12 protein-coding genes are annotated in these 17,270 nt (G+C 30.9%); 6 read left to right on the top strand and 6 right to left on the bottom strand.

The features are described 5' to 3' along the window. Positions 1-86 precede the first annotated feature (86 nt). Positions 87-1,469: an OmpA family protein gene (locus Q0776_RS00255; RefSeq protein WP_298363399.1), complete on the top strand. Its 1,383-nt coding sequence runs from the start codon at positions 87-89 to the stop codon at positions 1,467-1,469. 109 nt (positions 1,470-1,578) lie between these two features. On the opposite strand, the gene Q0776_RS00250 is transcribed toward Q0776_RS00255, so the two are convergent. The 5 genes from Q0776_RS00250 to Q0776_RS00230 form a co-directional block, all read right to left on the bottom strand. After that, entirely contained in the window at positions 1,579-3,411 is a 1,833-nt protein-coding gene (locus Q0776_RS00250) for a pyruvate kinase (RefSeq protein WP_298363397.1), read from the bottom strand. Positions 3,412-3,475: 64 nt separating this feature from the next. Further along, positions 3,476-4,804 carry a DEAD/DEAH box helicase gene (locus tag Q0776_RS00245; RefSeq protein ID WP_298363395.1) on the bottom strand — a complete coding sequence of 443 codons (1,329 nt, stop codon included), beginning with the start codon at positions 4,802-4,804 and terminating at the stop codon, positions 3,476-3,478. 31 nt (positions 4,805-4,835) lie between these two features. Further along, positions 4,836-5,369, bottom strand: coding sequence for a class I SAM-dependent methyltransferase (locus Q0776_RS00240; RefSeq protein WP_298363393.1), 534 nt, complete (start codon positions 5,367-5,369; stop codon positions 4,836-4,838). A 96-nt stretch (positions 5,370-5,465) separates the two neighbouring features. After that, complete coding sequence (locus Q0776_RS00235; RefSeq protein ID WP_298363391.1) at positions 5,466-7,064, bottom strand: M1 family metallopeptidase; 1,599 nt, start codon at positions 7,062-7,064, stop codon at positions 5,466-5,468. 109 nt (positions 7,065-7,173) lie between these two features. Continuing rightward, positions 7,174-7,680, bottom strand: a complete 507-nt coding sequence (locus Q0776_RS00230) for a hypothetical protein (RefSeq protein WP_298363389.1) — start codon at positions 7,678-7,680, stop codon at positions 7,174-7,176. Between the two features lie 200 nt (positions 7,681-7,880). Here Q0776_RS00230 and clpP point away from each other — a divergent pair, with 200 nt between their 5' ends. From clpP to dnaG, 3 genes are all read left to right on the top strand, one after another. After that, positions 7,881-8,540, top strand: a complete 660-nt coding sequence (gene clpP, locus Q0776_RS00225) for an ATP-dependent Clp endopeptidase proteolytic subunit ClpP (RefSeq protein ID WP_298363385.1) — start codon at positions 7,881-7,883, stop codon at positions 8,538-8,540. Positions 8,541-8,555: 15 nt separating this feature from the next. Continuing rightward, positions 8,556-9,797, top strand: a complete 1,242-nt coding sequence (clpX, locus tag Q0776_RS00220) for an ATP-dependent Clp protease ATP-binding subunit ClpX (RefSeq protein ID WP_298363383.1) — start codon at positions 8,556-8,558, stop codon at positions 9,795-9,797. 163 nt (positions 9,798-9,960) lie between these two features. Further along, positions 9,961-11,997 (top strand): DNA primase, encoded by a 2,037-nt coding sequence (gene dnaG / locus Q0776_RS00215; RefSeq protein WP_298363378.1) that lies wholly within the window; start codon positions 9,961-9,963, stop codon positions 11,995-11,997. Here dnaG and Q0776_RS00210 read toward each other — a convergent pair whose 3' ends face one another. Continuing rightward, positions 11,998-12,369, bottom strand: a complete 372-nt coding sequence (locus Q0776_RS00210; protein WP_298363376.1) for a hypothetical protein — start codon at positions 12,367-12,369, stop codon at positions 11,998-12,000. It abuts the gene before it with no gap. 215 nt (positions 12,370-12,584) lie between these two features. Between Q0776_RS00210 and Q0776_RS00205 the strand changes: the two genes are divergently transcribed. Together Q0776_RS00205 and Q0776_RS00200 are read left to right on the top strand one after the other, a co-directional pair. Then, positions 12,585-14,153 (top strand): c-type cytochrome, encoded by a 1,569-nt coding sequence (locus Q0776_RS00205; protein WP_298363372.1) that lies wholly within the window; start codon positions 12,585-12,587, stop codon positions 14,151-14,153. 32 nt (positions 14,154-14,185) lie between these two features. Continuing rightward, on the top strand, positions 14,186-17,239 hold the full coding sequence (locus Q0776_RS00200; RefSeq protein ID WP_298363369.1) for a TAT-variant-translocated molybdopterin oxidoreductase: 3,054 nt from the start codon (positions 14,186-14,188) through the stop codon (positions 17,237-17,239). Positions 17,240-17,270: the final 31 nt, after the last annotated feature.

The following is a 17,270-nucleotide window of genomic DNA, read 5'->3' as shown; positions in this document are numbered from 1 at the left end:
TTAGTTTCAATATTATAGAGTGTAAAAAGAAATATTTAACAATGGTAATTATACTTTTAAAATTACCATAACAAAGTAAATTAATAATGATTAAATTTAAACTTGCCATTTTAACTGTATTTTTAGTTTGTGGTTTAAACAAAGTTGTAGCTCAAGATGAAAATAATCCTTGGGCAATAGGAATTGGTATTAACGCTGTGGATTTTTACCCAACAAATGCTGCAGGAATTATAACTCCTTCAGGTAATTCAGCCGGTTGGTATGCAGAGTTTTTTAACGTGGGAGATCATTATAATGTTATTCCGGCAATATCTAAATTAACAGTGAGTAGATATATTACTTCTGGATTTACCGCAGAATTGGCGGGTTCGGTGAATAAAATTGAAAAAATTGGAGACATTAAAGCCGATAATTTGTTGTATTATGCCTTTGATGCTGGTGTTAAATATGATCTTAATAATTTATTAGGAGAAACATCTTGGTTTGATCCATATGCAACTACAGGTGTTGGATTTATTAGCATAGATGAGGTAGGAAAAGGATCACTTAACGGAGGTTTAGGTTTTAATTTATGGTTAAATAAATCTTTAGGGTTTAATATTGAATCTAAATATAAACACACTTTTGCTTCAAGCCCACATACACAACATTTTCAGCATTCATTGGGGTTTGTTGTTAGATTTGGAGGAGCCGATATTGATGGTGACGGTGTTTTTGATAAAGACGATGCTTGCCCAGATGTTTTTGGTTTGGAAATGTATAATGGTTGTCCTGATTCTGATAATGATGGAATAATAGATTCAAAAGATAGTTGTCCAAATATTGCTGGTTTAAGTACTTTGAATGGGTGCCCGGATACTGACGAAGATGGTATTGCAGATAATGCTGATAATTGTCCAAATATTAAAGGAACTAAAGCTAATGGTGGTTGTCCAGATACAGATGGAGATAACGTAATTGATAAGGAAGATGATTGTCCGCAAATAGCCGGTCCAAAAGAAAATAAAGGTTGTCCTTGGCCAGATGCAGACAAAGATGGTGTTTTAGATAAAAATGACAACTGTATAAATGAAGCAGGACCAGCTTCAAATAATGGATGTCCAATTATTACCAAAGCTGAAGTATCGAAACTAGAAGATTTGTTTAAAACTGTTTATTTTGATACAGCAAAAGATTCTTTTAAATCAGAAACAATTTCAAAATTAGATGAAGCTGTTTTAATACTTAAAAAATATCCAACAGCTAAAATTCAAATTTCTGGTTATACTGACAGTAAAGGAAACGATAATTTTAATCAAAAATTATCTGATAAAAGAGCTAATTCAGTTAAAAGTTACTTTGTGTCTAAAGGAATTTCTTCTACTAATATTAACGCAAAAGGTTACGGAGAAAGTATGCCAATTGCCTCAAATTCCACTAAAAATGGTAGAGCTTTAAATAGAAGGGTTGAGATTAAAATAGCTCAATAATAAATTATATTCAAATAGAATTTAGGTTAAAAAACCCCCTTAGAGAGTTGATTGCTTTCTAGGGGGTTATTTTTATCTTTTATAGTGTTTTTGAGTAGGTAAACTACAATTAAAGATCTTCCGAATATTCTAATTTTGGTAAAATGGCTCTTTTTTTCTTTTGAATTTTTTCCATTCTACGTAATATTTTATCCAGCATTTTAACTGCTTTTTCAATATATGGACCTTTATTTAACATAACACATTCTGCGCGCTGGGCCATTGCTGCATCAGTTATTTCGGCACGGGTAGGAATTCCTTTTTTTGCTAAATTTTCAAGTACTTGTGTTGCCCATATATCTGGTAAATGAGCTGCTTCACATAATTGAAGTATTTCTTCCTGAATAATAGCAAAATTTTTCCAGCCAGTTTCTATTGCTAAATCTCCTCTAGCAATCATTACTCCAACGGGATAGTTTTCCATTGCTTTTAGTAAAATACTTGGTAAATTTTTAAACGATTCTTGAGTCTCAATTTTTAAAATAATTCCAATATTGGCCTTTAATTTTTTTAGTTCATTTAATAAATCTTGAACGTCATTTTTGTTATTTACAAATGAAAAATTAACAGCATCGGCATATTTAGATACAAATTTTAAATCTTCCTTATCCTTATCGGTTAAACCACTTATCCCTAATTTACTATTAGGGAAGTTAATTCCTTTGTCTGCTTTTAATTTTCCTCCGTTATTTTTAGTGTTTGTAATTTCAATTAATAAATTATCAGAATTAATTTCTTTTATAACACCTTCAATTTTTCCATCATCAAAATAAACGAGTTCATTTTTTTTAAGGTTATTAAATATTTTGGGTAATGTACAACTAACATGTGCAATTTCTTTAATTGTTCCATCTTCATTATATAAAGTTGGTTCACCTAAAATAGGATCTTTATCTAATCGCAATAAATCTCCTTCAAATAAAAATATAACTTCTTCTAATGGTAAAATTTCGTGAACACTATGTATTTCTGAAGCTGATTTTTTTTCTATAAACACATTTAATAATGTTCCAGTTGCAACGAAAGCGGAGTCTGAACTTGATGCCCATCTACCATTACCTTTAACGGCATCAATGTTAATTTTACATTTTTTATCTCTCGAATCTTTAAAAATAATATAAGAGCCTTTTTTAGTTTTCTTTAGCCATTTTTTGTTTACAGGAATAATTGCATCCGCTTTTTCTCCTTCGGGAGGCAAGGTTCCAAAAGGAGCAAGCCATATTTTTGCAGGAACTGTAACTTGCCCTAAAGTATTTCGTTGAGGTTTTATGCGAACTACCTTATGTCCTGGTTTCATTTTACCAGTTCGTAATTTAGGACCTCCTAAATCCATCATTATTTTACAGTCGTCTTCAACTTCTTTTATGTTTGTAATAATTTTTTTCCAAACTTTTTTATCATCATGTGCACAATTAACACGTGCGCAATTCATTCCTAAGTTTAATAATGAAGTTGTAAATGTCTTATTTTCAGAAGCAATTGTGGGTTGGGTAACCATAATGCTGGTTTTCCTATTATTTTTTTTAGGGCCAAATAATACTTTTGAATTGTTTTTTAGCAGTTTTTTTGCTTCAGTATTCGTTAAAAACAATTTAGTTGTTATAGGTTCTTCAATTTTTAATAAACTATTTACAATGGTTTTAAAATTAAGTAAATTATGAAGAATACTTAAATCTGACGCTCCAGAATTAGGCAATCCAATTGCAGATAATTTATTTTGAAATTCATCTACATTAAAACTTCTTAAAGCTAAATAATGGATTAAATTTTTTGCGCTTTTTGCATAATTTGGATGGACATTGTTTATTTGAGTTTCATATTTCAATTCATACTCCAATAATTTGGCGTGTACCAAATCTATATAATTGTGAATCTCCAGTAGTTTGTCTTTAGGGAAAAGCATAAGTAAAAATTAAGGCAAATTTACATAATTTCTACTTTAGAAACAGTAAAAATAAACAGGTTGATTATTTTCTTTTTTGCCCTCTAGTTTTTGGCTTTTTGTATTTTTTTGCAATTTCTCTACGATAAGAGCCTCCAAGATTTTTCTTTTGATTTTTTTCTTTTTTTTCGTGAAAAGCTGGTCCGGTTGGCTGAGCTAACGTTTTTTTACCAACTCTTTCAGGCTCAATTCTTGGCATTTCTTCATCAATCAATTTTGAAGAAATATCTATAGATTTAGGTAAATCAATTACATCAATTTCTTTGTTCATTAAAAATTCGATTTCACCCAAGTACTCGGCCTCTTCTTCGTTAAAAAATGAAATTGCAATTCCTTCCTGTTCGGCCCTTCCAGTTCTACCAATTCTGTGAATATAATTTTCTGGTTCATTTGGAATGTCAAAGTTAATTACATGACTTACATTTGCTAAATCCAATCCACGAGCAATAATATCTGTAGCAATTAAAACATTAAAAAATCCCAATTCAAAGTTTTTTACAGAACGCAGTCGGTAATTTTGTGTTTTATTTGAATGAATTACATCGGTTTCATTAGGAATTATAAAATCTAATTCATCAAATAATATATTAGCTTGTTTTTTATTTTTTACAAAAATTAAAACTTTATTAAATGTTTCTTTATCTTTTAATAAATGAACTAAGAGATTTAATTTGGTGTAAAAATTAGGGGCAGGATATGCAAATTGTTTAATTGTGTCTAACGGACTTCCGCTGCTTGCAACTTCAATTTTCACAGGAGATTTAAAAAAATCGTCTAACAAATTGTTTACGTCACTTGTTAAAGTAGCCGAAAATAGAATGTTCTGGCGTTTTTTCGGCAATAAATCAAGTAATGTAATAAGTTGAGATCTAAACCCAAGATTCATCATCTCATCAACCTCATCAATTACCAGTTTTTGAATTTGTTTTAATTTTAAAACACCATCTAAAGCTAAATCTAACAATCTTCCTGGAGTAGCAACTAAAATATCCTGACCTTGATAAACTAATTGTTTTTGCTTATTAAGGTTTGTACCTCCGTAAACACCTGCAAATCTTACATTTATATAGGGTGTTAATTTTTCAATTTCACTAAGAACTTGCACAACTAATTCACGTGTTGGCACTACAATTAGAACTCTAGGATGTTTTTGTTCGGAATAGGTTAACATTCTTAATATTGGCAATAAATAAGCATAAGTTTTACCAGTTCCTGTTTGAGCAATTCCAACAACATCTTTGCTGCTCATAATAATAGAAAAGGCTTTTGCTTGAATAGGAGTAGGTGTTTCGAACCCCATTTCTGTCAAGGCATCAAGTAAGAAGCGGTTTAAATTTAAATCAGCAAAAGTCATTTTTTTAGTTTTTGCAAATATAAGGCTAAAATTATACTTCGAAGATTATTAACCTATTATTCACAGTTGCTTTTGAAAAACCTAAAAACTCCTTTAACCATCTAATGGTATTCTTATGGTAAAAAATAACATGCGTATGGTCATCTTTGTAATACCAAGTCTTAAAATTAATTGTTTCAGAAAATAGATCGGTCATACAATATAACTTTCCGTTTGGTTTTAACAGAGATTTTAATAATTTAAATTCTTTTAAGGGGTTGTGAAAATGTTCAATTACTTCGCAACAAACAATAAAGCTATAGCTTTTGTTTAAAGCTTCTAAATTGTTGTGGAAAAAGGGGTCATAAGTTGTAATAGGGTAGTCTTTGTCTCTTAGCAGTTTTGTAATTACAGGTCCAGTTCCGCAGCCAAAATCTAAACCAAAATTTTTAGGTGTAAAGTCTTTTAGAACCTCGTTAACTATTGGACTAACAAAATTTTGATATCGTACATCATTTACATCGTTGTTGTGTTCACTATATCTTTTTATTTCATATTCCTTAGTGGGAAAATTTTTAAAATCCATACTTATAGCCTGGCAATTTTCACACTTAAAGTATTTTTTAGTTTTAGTTTTAAAGTATGGTTTGGTTGCTGAATTACAAAGTATACATTTCATAAATTATTTAGTTGCCATTTCAAAAAGTAAGTTAGTATTTGGATCGTATTTTATTTCTTTTACATCCAAATCTTTGGTTGGAATAACAAAAGGATCTTTTTGTGAGGTTACGTTAATAGTTTTTATTTCTGAAGAACCATTAGAATATACAATTTCTAAATCTAATGGAAATTGAAAAGCAACTTTTTGGGATTGCTCAATTATAATTCTAAGTTTTGATGCGCCATGAATCCAGGTAGATTTTAATATTGGGTGTCCAGGTTTATATAACCATTGAGAAAAGAATATATCTAAATTTTTTCCTGAAACTTGTTCCATTACTTGTTTAAAATCGTCTGTTGAAGCATTTTGAAATTTATAAAATTTGTAAAAAGTTTTAATTCCTTTCCAAAAATTATCGGTTCCAATTTCATTTTTAAGCATATGTAAACACCAAGCACCTTTTTGATACGAATTAGGGTTTAATAGATTCATTAAATCTTTAATATGCGGATTTACAACGGGTGTAAGTTCCTGTTTACTAAAGTTTAAAACTTTTGTGCGTTCATCTTTTAATCGTTGTAAAAACGCTTCTTCTCCATCAGAATTTAATATGTATAAATCTGTTAAATAAGTTGCGAAACCTTCACTTAACCAAATATGTTTCCAATCTATTTCCGTTACTGAATTTCCAAACCATTGATGGGCAATTTCATGAGCTATTAAATCTTTATGATCTTGCGCTCCAGTTATCGACTTTTCGAAATAAAAGATGTTACCCGCGTTTTCCATACCTCCAAACCTAGTTTTTGATTGTACATTAGCTAATTTTAAAAAAGGGTAGTCACCAATATTTTCTATAAAGAAACTTAAAATGTCCTTTGCAATAGCATAATCATAAAATCCTTTATCCTTTGTTTGAGGGTAAACCCAAGAAGAAACAGGAATATTGTGAGTTTCACCAATATTTTGAACAGCAAATTTTGCGATCCCAATTACCATTACTTTTGTAGGTAAAGGAGCAGTTGTTTGATAATGATACTGTTTATATTTGTTAGAAATATTGGTTTCTTCAATTTCAAATCCGTTTGCAATTACTTGGTAGTAATTAGGTGCTTTAATAATATATTCTACTGTGGCTTTGTCAGATGGATGATCTACACAAGGAAACCAGTTTTGAGCTCTATTTGGCCAATTATCACCAAAAAATGTACGGTCACCATACAAGTTTTCTGATATTATTAATCCATCTTTTGGTATTCCACTATATTTTATGGTGTATGTATATGGTAATTTTGGAAAAACATGTTTGGTTTTTATTCTTAATTTATTTTCCGTTTGGCTAAAATCTGTTAAAATTTTATTTTGATAAACGGTGTCTACCTTCATTCCCATTTTAGTTATAGAATCAATGGCAATTAAATCTAACTCAAAATCATTAACAATTTTTTTAAATTTAATAGAAACTACTGCAGTTGCATTAATTATATTGGTTGTATCATTTACTTCAATAGATAATTTATAATGTTGAATATCTAAAGTGTTAAAGCGTTGTGTGTAAGATTGCGCAGATACAATTGCTGAAAATCCTAATAATAGGAGAGTTGTTAAGAAAAATCTCATTTTGAAGTATTTTTGGGATTTCAAAGATACTTAAATTAGGCATGTTTTAAAATAAAAAAGGTCTGAAAGTAATGTAACTTTCAGACCTTTTCAACTAAAACCAAAATAATTAACCTTTATTGTATAGATTAACTATTTCTAATATATCCTCTAACTCTTTAGAATTTATTTTTTCAGAAATTTTTGGAGCATCTTTTAAAAATAATCCAATTACCTTTTTAAATTTTTTACTGGAAGAAGGTACTTTTATTAATTCGTCGTACACTTTTTCTATGTAAAACGTTGTTCCGCCATTTAAATATCTTTCGTAAAGATTTAATTTTTCGCCATCAACAACTTTTTTTGCAAGCACCATTTCGCCAGAATTATAAATTCTACAAAAAGTGTCGGTTCCTCTTTGATAACATTTAATTGATTCTATTGCCGGACTTTGCACTTCTCCATTTTTATCAATATAGTTAAGGTGTAAAAGGCTTTTAGAATCACTTAATTTTTCAATTTTCACATTAGATATAGTGTCATAGTGTTGCGTAACTATAGTTCCGTTTTCATATTCTTGAGCATAAATGCTGAAGGTAATAGTGAATAGCAATAATAATATAAATTTTGATTTCATTTCGCTATGTTTAATTTAGTATTTGGTTTATAAATCACAATAAAGATACCTAATAATACTATGCGTGCATAGTAAAAAACAAAATATTTTGTTAAAAACAGCTTATATAAAATCATTCTAAATCATACTTGCGGCTTATAAGTTATATAATTCATAAATACTCCTTATATTTACAGCCTTAATTTTATAAAACCTATAAAATGGATTACGGAAAAGAGTTTAAAAAGTTTGCAACAAAGCAACAAGGAATTAGTAGCATGTATTACGATAAATTGGTTAGTAGTGTTACTCCATATATTATTGAAGAACGTCAATTAAATGTTGCACAAATGGATGTGTTTTCGCGTTTAATGATGGACAGAATTATTTTTTTAGGAACTGCAATTGATGATTATGTAGCTAATATTATACAAGCGCAATTACTGTTTTTAGAAAGCGTTGATAACTCAAAAGATATCTCAATTTACATTAACTCTCCAGGAGGAAGTGTTTATGCAGGCTTAGGAATGTACGATACAATGCAATTTATAAAACCGGATGTGGCGACTATTTGTACGGGAATGGCGGCTTCTATGGGGGCAGTTTTAATGTGTGCAGGTACAAAAGGTAAACGTTCGGCGTTACCACATTCAAGAGTCATGATTCACCAACCATTGGGTGGAGCTCAAGGACAGGCTAGCGATATTGAAATTACAGCTCGTGAAATTATGAAGTTGAAAGACGAACTATATCAAATAATTTCTAAACATTCTGGGCAAACAATGGAAAAAGTTCATGCAGATTCAGATAGAGATTACTGGATGAAAGCTGAAGAAGCAAAAAAGTACGGTATGATTGATGAAATTTTAATAAGAAAGTAAATTTAGATTGAGTATATGGCGAAGGATGAAGTTTTAGAATGTTCGTTTTGTGGAAGAAAAAAACCAGAAACGGATTTATTAATAGCGGGTTTAGATGCACATATTTGTGATAAATGTATAGAGCAAGCACATGGAATTGTGCAGGAAGAAATAGCTGAAAATTCAACTTCTTCACTATCTACAGAAATTACGCTAAAAAAACCAAAAGAAATAAAGGAATTTATAGATCAATATATGATTGGTCAAGATCAGGCAAAACGTGTTATGTCAGTAGCGGTATATAATCATTACAAACGTTTATTACAGCCAGATACAAAAGACGAGGATGATATAGAGATTGAAAAAAGTAATATTATTTTAGTTGGTGAAACAGGAACTGGAAAAACACTTATTGCACGTACAATTGCACGCATGCTTAACGTGCCATTTTGTATTGTAGATGCAACTGTTTTAACCGAAGCTGGTTATGTTGGAGAAGATGTTGAAACCATTTTAACACGTTTGTTGCAAGCTGCAGATTACGACGTAGTTAAGGCCGAGAGAGGAATTGTTTTTATTGATGAAATTGATAAAATTGCCCGTAAAGGGGATAACCCATCTATAACAAGAGATGTTTCTGGTGAAGGTGTTCAACAAGCTTTATTAAAGTTATTAGAAGGTTCGGTAGTTAATGTTCCGCCAAAAGGAGGAAGAAAACATCCTGATCAAAAATTTATTGAGGTAAATACAAAAAACATTTTGTTTATAGCAGGAGGTGCATTTTCTGGAATAGATAAAATTATTGGAAAACGATTAAACAGACAAGCTGTTGGTTATAGCGCATCAATAAAAGAAGCGAAAGTTGATACAGATAACATGCTTCAATATATTATTCCAAGTGATTTAAAGTCATTTGGTTTAATTCCGGAAATTATTGGTCGTTTACCAGCGCTAACGCATATGAATCCATTAGATGCAGATACTTTAAGAGCAATTTTAACCGAACCAAAAAATTCAATTATTAAACAATACCAAAAATTATTTAAAATGGACGGTATTGAATTTTCCATAAATGAAAAAGCATTAATGTATATTGTTGAAAAGGCGGTTGAGTATAAATTAGGTGCTCGGGGATTACGTTCTTTATGTGAGGCAATATTAACAGATGCTATGTTTGAACTTCCTGGCAGCGATGAATCTGAGTTGAAAATTACTGCAAAGTATGCTGAAAATAAGATTAACAAGTCTACCTTAAAAAAGTTGAAAGCAGTGTCTTAGTAATAAAAAATAAATAAAATTTAAAAGAAGCTGTCTAAAAAGCGATGGTTTCGTTAAGCTGAAATAAATTCGGAATGACGATTCATAATACTTTTCAGATGGCTCCTTTTTTTATCTAAATTTTGTAATTTAGAAAATTCAATAAAAATATAATTTAATAAATTTGATTTCCAGAGAAACCATAGATAGAGTTTTTGAAACTGCTCGTGTAGAGGAGGTTATTGGTGAATTTGTTCAGTTAAAGAAATCGGGAAGTAATTATAAAGGATTAAGTCCTTTTTCTGAAGAAAGAACGCCCTCATTTATGGTGTCTCCAGTAAAACAAATTTGGAAGGATTTTAGTACTGGTAAAGGAGGAAATGCGGTTTCATTTTTAATGGAACAAGAACATTATACCTATCCAGAAGCAATTCGATATTTAGCAAAAAAATACAATATTGAAATTGAAGAAACAGAGCAAACAGATGAACAAAAACAGCATGCAGATGAAAGAGAAAGTATGTTTTTGGTTTCGGAGTTTGCACGCGATTATTTTCATAAGAATTTATTTGAAGATGAACAAGGTAAAGCAATTGGACTAAGTTATTTTAAAGAAAGAGGATATACCGAAGAAACCATTAAAAAGTTTCAATTAGGTTATTCTTTAAATGAATGGGAAGCTTTTACTTCAGAAGCTTTAAATAAAGGTTATAATTTAAAGTATTTAGAGTCTACTGGTTTATCAATTGTAAAACAAGACGTTTTAGCGGAAGGCGGATTTAAAAAGTTTGATCGTTTTAAGGGACGAGTTATGTTTCCTATTCATAGTATGAGTGGAAGGGTACTTGGTTTTGGAGGACGAATTTTAATTACCGATAAAAAGGCTGCTAAGTATTTAAATTCGCCCGATAGTGATATTTACCATAAAAGTAATGTTTTGTATGGTATTCATTATGCAAAACAAACCATTGCTCGTGAAGATAATTGTTATTTAGTTGAAGGCTATACAGATGTAATATCGTTGTATCAATCTGGAATACAAAATGTTGTTGCTTCATCTGGTACGGCACTTACCGAAAATCAAATAAGATTAATTAATCGACTAACAAAAAATATAACAATTCTTTTTGATGGAGATGCAGCTGGTATTAGAGCATCAATTAGAGGTATTGATTTAATTCTTGAACAAGGAATGAATGTTCGGGTATTGATGTTTCCTGATGGAGATGACCCAGATAGTTATTCAAAAAAAGTAACAAACGAGGAGCTTAAAGATTATTTAGAAAATAATAGTCAAGATTTTATAAACTTTAAGGTTTCTCTTTTAATGGAAGAGGCCCAAAACGACCCTGTTAAAAAGGCAGGTTTAATTAGAGATATTGTAATTAGTATTTCAAAAATACCAGATAGAATTCAACGAGAAGTTTATATTCAGGAATGTTCTAGAATAATGGATATTTCAGAAAGCGTTCTTTTTAACGAATTGGCTCAAATTGATAATAAATCTAAAAGAGAAGCATCAAAAAATGCTAAAAATATTAGAAGTTATCAGAATAAAAATAGTTCCGATCCAAACGAACCTCCAATTGAGGCATTGTATCCTGAAATGATGCAACTTCAAAAAACATCGCAAGTTGAAAAAGTAAATGAGCTTAAAAAGTATGAAAGAGAGATAATAAAAATTTTGCTGCTTTATGGTAATAAAGAGGTAGATTTTGTTGATTATATTGAAGAAGGAGAAGTACAAGGAAATGAGTTTAAGAAATTAAAAAAAGAACAATTTCAAAATGTTGTTTCCAAGGAAATTTATTTGAATTTACAAGAAGATGAAATTGAATTTACAGACGAAACTTTTAAACAAATATATTACGATGTTATAAACCAATTAAATCAGGAAGAAAACATTTCGGTGGACATTCTAGTAAATAGTTCAAATACCAATATTTCAAATATGGTTACCAATATTTTAATGGAAGATGAAATACACGTATTAAGTGATTGGGGTAGAAAAGATATTGAAGTAAAAAGTAAAGAAAGTGATTTATCAAAAATGGTTTTAGATGCCATTTATAATTTACGACGCATATTAATACAAGAGAAAATCAATTCTTTGCTTACCGATATTTCTGAAGAAAATAGTAGGGATCACGTGCTCGAATCTATAGTAAATTATACAGCCCTTAGACAACGCCTATTCGAAAGATTAAATAGAGTTTTGTAGTTAAATAGTGTCTTCTAAAACAATTGCCCCAGAAAATTTTTCCTTTATTATTAATAATACTCTATCGGCTTCTAAACGTGTTTCAAAATTTCCAACTTGTGTTTTCCATTCGGGAGATTTGTAAACAATTTGAGTGTTATATTGTGGAAACTCATTTAAAAAATTGTTTTTAATTTTATATGCCTGAGTTTCTGTACCGTTATACAATTGAATTTTATAAACAACTGTTATCTTGTTTTCTTTGTTAAAATTTCTTTTTTGCGTAATTAATTGATTAACTTTATTATTGTCATTTTGGCCATAACTGCTTGCTATCCCTATAACTAGAATAAATAACAAATTAATATATCTTCTTTTTTGGATAAACATCATAATCTTAATTTTTTTCAAATTTAAAATATTCAAATTAAAGAAAGTTACACTTCTCTTATTTAGAATGAATATAAATTAACTTTAACGTAATTTTTACATTTTGTGGTTTATATATTAATAGTACTTTTGTCAAATCATTAATAAAAATGACATAAATCATTCTTTATTTCATGAAAATATTGTACCAAACAAGAAAGAAAAGATTTTTTTTAAGTATGAAAAGTGTGAAACAACACAGTCCATTATCAAGATTAGTCATTAATAGTCTTGCTTTCCTTTTATTATTTTCACTTAATTTATCGGCTCAAGAGGGCGATGTTGCTAATGGAGAGAAGCTCTTCAAAAGTACGTGTGCCGCTTGCCATAAGTTAGATAAAAAATTAGTAGGTCCAGCCTTAAAAGGGATTACGGAAAGAAGAGAACAAGAATGGTTAATTTCTTGGATTAAGGATAGTCCAGGAATGATTAAATCAGGAGACAAATTAGCAGTTCAAGTTTTTGAAGAAAACAACAAATTGCCAATGACAGCTAATCCACATTTATCTGATCAGGATATTATTGATATATTGGCCTACACAAAAGGTGAGCCAAAATCAGTAGAAACAACTGCAGCAGTTGCTGAAGTTGATCCAGGTGTAGAAATGGGGAAGCAAATTTTTAAAGCCAATTGTGCTGCTTGTCATAAGCTAGAAGGTAAATTAATTGGTCCAGAACTATTGAAAATCACGGATAAGCGTGAGGCGGATTGGTTAAAAGCTTGGATTAAAGATAATAATGCTTTAGTTGCTTCAGGTGATAAGTTGGCAAAAGAAGTTCAAGAAAGCAATCCAGCTGCAATGACTCCTTTTCCTCAGTTATCTGATGAAGATATCGATAATTTGTTAAAGTATTTGGCGGTTGGTGACATTAAACCTGCTGCGGCTTCAACATCTTCAGCTGCAGATGAAAAGATTTTTGAGAATCCAGGAATAGGTGTTTTACCATCCTTGTTAATAACAATTTTAGTCTTTTTATTACTATCTATAGTAGTTGCAGCAACAACCAATAAGAAGGTTGTAGAAGGAGAAGAAGATACAGAAAGTATGTTAAAATCTTTGATTTTTAATCCTTTCTTAAGATTCTTAACTATTATATTTTTATTATTAGCAGGAGCTTGGTTGTTATTTAGTTGGTTGTTACAGATCGATGTAAATGAAGGTTATCAGCCAATTCAACCTATTGCGTTTTCACATGCAGTCCACGCTGGTGATAATAAAATTGATTGTCAATACTGTCACTCTTCAGCTAAACATAGTAAAACGTCTGGAATTCCTACGGCAAATGTTTGTATGAACTGTCATAAATCTATATCAGAATATAATGGTGAATTATTTGGAGATTATTCAAAAGAAGATTTAGATAATGAAATTCAGAAAATTTACGATGCAGTTGGATGGGATAAAGAAAATGTAAAATATATTGAAGGTTACGAGCAAAAGCCAATTGAGTGGGTTAGAATTCACAACCTAGCAGATTTTGCCTACTATAACCATTCACAACATGTAACTGTTGCTGGATTAGACTGTCAGAAATGTCACGGTCCAGTAGAGGAAATGCATGATATGTACCAGTTCTCTCCGCTAACAATGGGTTGGTGTATTGACTGTCATAGAACAACTGAAGTTGATATGACAGAAAATGGATATTATAAAAATATTCATGATCAATTAGCCAAAAAGTACGGTGTAGAGAAAGTGACTGAAGCTCAAATGGGAGGTTTAGAATGTGGAAAATGTCACTATTAATAGTAATTACGAAGTAAATAATAAGATATAAAATGGCATCAAACAAAAAATACTGGAAAAGTGTTGAAGAGCTAAATACAAAAAGCTCTATTGTTGATACGTTAAAACAAAACGAGTTTGTTGAAGAAATTCCTACTGATGATTTTTTAGGAGATAAAGAAAATTTAGAAGCTTCTTCAACAACACGTAGAGACTTTTTAAAGTATGTTGGATTTACAACAGCAGCTGCTTCATTAGCTGCTTGTGAAGGTCCAGTTGTTAAAACAATTCCTTATGTTATTAAGCCAGATGATATTATTCCTGGTGTGGCGGAATATTATGCCACTACAATGGCTGATGGTTTTGATTTTGCAAATATTTTAGTAAAAGTTAGAGAAGGACGTCCAATAAAAATTGAACCAAATAAAGAAGCAAACGGAAGTACAAATGCACGTGTGCAAGCTTCAGTGTTATCATTGTATGATAGTTTTCGATTAAAAGGCCCAAAAGCTAATGGTTCGGATATTTCTTGGGCAGATGCGGATAGCCAAATTGTTTCAAAATTAAATGAAGTTAAAGAAGCTGGATTACCTATTGCAATATTAACATCAACTTGTGCAAGTCCATCTACTAAGAAATTAGTAGGTCAATTTAGTGAGGCTTTTGGTAATGTTCAACATGTAGCTTATGATGCTGTTTCGGAATCTGCTGCTTTAGATGCGTTTGAAGAAATGTATGGTAGTAGAGCTTTGCCGGATTATAATTTAGAAAAAGCAAAAGTTATTGTTTCAATTGGAGCAGATTTTCTAGGAGATTGGCAAGGTGGAGGTTTTGATGCTGGATACGCAAAAGGACGTGTTCCTCAAAATGGAAAAATGTCACGTCATATTCAAGTTGAATCTAACATGACCTTAACCGGTGCAAATGCTGATAAACGTTTAATGGTAAAACCATCTGAACAAAATTTAGCATTGATAAAATTATATCAAGCAGTTGTTAAAGGTGTTAGTACAAGAGAAGCTTCTCCGCTAAATGATTTAGTGAATAAGGTTGCCGGGGAAATAAAAGCTGCCGGTTCAAAAGCAGTTGTTGTTACTGGTATTCAAGATAAAAACGCACAATTATTAGCATTGGCAATAAATAATCATATTGCAAGTGAAGTAATTGATGTTGTTGCAACAAAGAATGTTAGAAAAGGGAATGATGCTGAGGTTACACAATTAGTTTCAGATATGAATGCTGGAAAAATTGGCGCTGTAATTATCAATAACTCAAATCCAGTTTATACATTACCAAATTCAGCAGATTTTGTTGAAGGGTTGAAGAAAGTTAAATTATCTGTTGCATTTTCAATGCAAGATAACGAAACAGCAAATGCGGTTCAATATGCATTAGCAACACCGCATTATTTGGAATCTTGGGGAGATGTTGTTATCAAAAAAGGTTACTACAGTTTAATGCAACCAACAATAAAGCCTTTATTTAATACGCGTCAGTTCCAAGATGCTTTATTAAAATGGACAGGTAGTACTGTTTCTTATTATGATTTCTTAAAAGAATTGTGGAATACAGATGTTTTAGCTGGAAAATCTTGGAATCAAGCATTACACGATGGTGTATTTTTAGCTGAACAAGTTGTACAAGATGAGTTGATTATTAATGAAATTGATATTAACAAAGCTGGGACTGAGTTAGGAAAAGTAGAAGGAAGTGATTTTGAGGTTTCATTATATACTAAAACTGGTTTAGGTGATGGGCAAATGGCAAATAATCCTTGGTTACAAGAGTTGCCAGATCCTATAACAAGAACTTCTTGGGATAACTATTTAACTATTTCTAAGGCAGATGCCAAAGTAATAGGTGTAGAAAATTACCACGTTGCAAATGGGGCATTAAATGGAAGTTTAGTAGAAGTTACAATTAATGGTTTAACAGAAGTATTACCTGCATTAATTCAGCCAGGACAAGCAAAGGGCTCGCTAGGATTAGCTTTAGGATATGGTCGTAAACAAGGACTTAAACCTGAAATGCAAACAGGAAATAATGCTTACAAGTTTTATAACAATTTTAATACCACTCAAACAGGAGTTTCATTAAAAGTTGTTGCAGGTGAACATGAATTTGCTTGTGTGCAATTACACAATACCTTAATGGGTAGAGGTGATATTATAAAGGAAACAACTTTAAATGAATTTAATACAGTTGACTCCAAAGAATGGAATAAAGTACCAAAAGTATCTTTAGATCATAATGAAGTTGATGCTACATCAGTAGATTTATGGGATTCATTTGATAGATCAATTGGACATCATTTTAATTTGTCAATAGATTTAAATGCTTGTACCGGTTGTGGTGCTTGTGTTGTTGCCTGTCATGCTGAGAACAATGTTCCAGTAGTAGGTAAACAAGAAATTAGAAAATCTCGTGATATGCACTGGTTGCGTATTGATAGATATTATTCACATGAAGAAGATTTTGCTGGTGATAATGAAAAGAAAGAAGCTGGAACAGGTGTAAGTGGATATAAAGATACAATGGCCGAGTTGGAAGATCCTTCAGAAAATCCATCTGTAGCTTTCCAACCAGTGATGTGTCAACATTGTAATCACGCACCTTGTGAAACAGTTTGTCCAGTTGCTGCAACTTCACACGGACGTCAAGGTCAAAACCATATGGCGTATAACCGTTGTGTAGGTACTCGTTATTGTGCAAATAACTGCCCATATAAAGTAAGAAGATTTAACTGGTTTAATTACCCAAACAACAGTGAATTTGATTACAATATGAATGACGATTTAGGTAAAATGGTATTGAATCCAGATGTTACTGTTCGTTCTCGTGGTGTTATGGAAAAATGTTCAATGTGTATCCAAATGACACAAGCAACAATTTTAAAAGCTAAAAAAGAAGGAAGACCTGTTAATACAAATGAGTTTGAAACAGCATGTTCTAAAGCTTGTTCAACTGGAGCTATGGTTTTTGGAGATATTAACAAGAAAGAAGATACTGTAGCACATTTAGCAGAAGATAAAAGAGCCTATCATTTACTAGAACACATTGGTACAAAACCTAATGTAGTTTACCATGTAAAGGTTAGAAACACTTAAGAATCATAAAAATATTAATAAAAGATAATAA

Source organism: uncultured Lutibacter sp. (genome assembly GCF_947495725.1).
Lineage (GTDB): Bacteria > Bacteroidota > Bacteroidia > Flavobacteriales > Flavobacteriaceae > Lutibacter.
This window is presented reverse-complemented; position numbering and strand designations above follow the sequence as displayed.

What these genes read in the sequence shown, in the direction of transcription:
- clpP (WP_298363385.1), top strand. Translation starts at nt 7,881, where the DNA reads ATGGATTACGGAAAAGAGTTTAAAAAGTTTGCAACAAAGCAACAAGGA.
- Q0776_RS00205 (WP_298363372.1), top strand. Translation starts at nt 12,585, where the DNA reads ATGAAAAGTGTGAAACAACACAGTCCATTATCAAGATTAGTCATTAAT.
- Q0776_RS00235 (WP_298363391.1), bottom strand. Translation starts at nt 7,064, where the DNA reads ATGAGATTTTTCTTAACAACTCTCCTATTATTAGGATTTTCAGCAATT.
- Q0776_RS00200 (WP_298363369.1), top strand. Translation starts at nt 14,186, where the DNA reads ATGGCATCAAACAAAAAATACTGGAAAAGTGTTGAAGAGCTAAATACA.
- Q0776_RS00245 (WP_298363395.1), bottom strand. Translation starts at nt 4,804, where the DNA reads ATGACTTTTGCTGATTTAAATTTAAACCGCTTCTTACTTGATGCCTTG.
- Q0776_RS00250 (WP_298363397.1), bottom strand. Translation starts at nt 3,411, where the DNA reads ATGCTTTTCCCTAAAGACAAACTACTGGAGATTCACAATTATATAGAT.
- Q0776_RS00210 (WP_298363376.1), bottom strand. Translation starts at nt 12,369, where the DNA reads ATGATGTTTATCCAAAAAAGAAGATATATTAATTTGTTATTTATTCTA.
- Q0776_RS00240 (WP_298363393.1), bottom strand. Translation starts at nt 5,369, where the DNA reads ATGGATTTTAAAAATTTTCCCACTAAGGAATATGAAATAAAAAGATAT.
- Q0776_RS00255 (WP_298363399.1), top strand. Translation starts at nt 87, where the DNA reads ATGATTAAATTTAAACTTGCCATTTTAACTGTATTTTTAGTTTGTGGT.
- clpX (WP_298363383.1), top strand. Translation starts at nt 8,556, where the DNA reads ATGGCGAAGGATGAAGTTTTAGAATGTTCGTTTTGTGGAAGAAAAAAA.
- Q0776_RS00230 (WP_298363389.1), bottom strand. Translation starts at nt 7,680, where the DNA reads ATGAAATCAAAATTTATATTATTATTGCTATTCACTATTACCTTCAGC.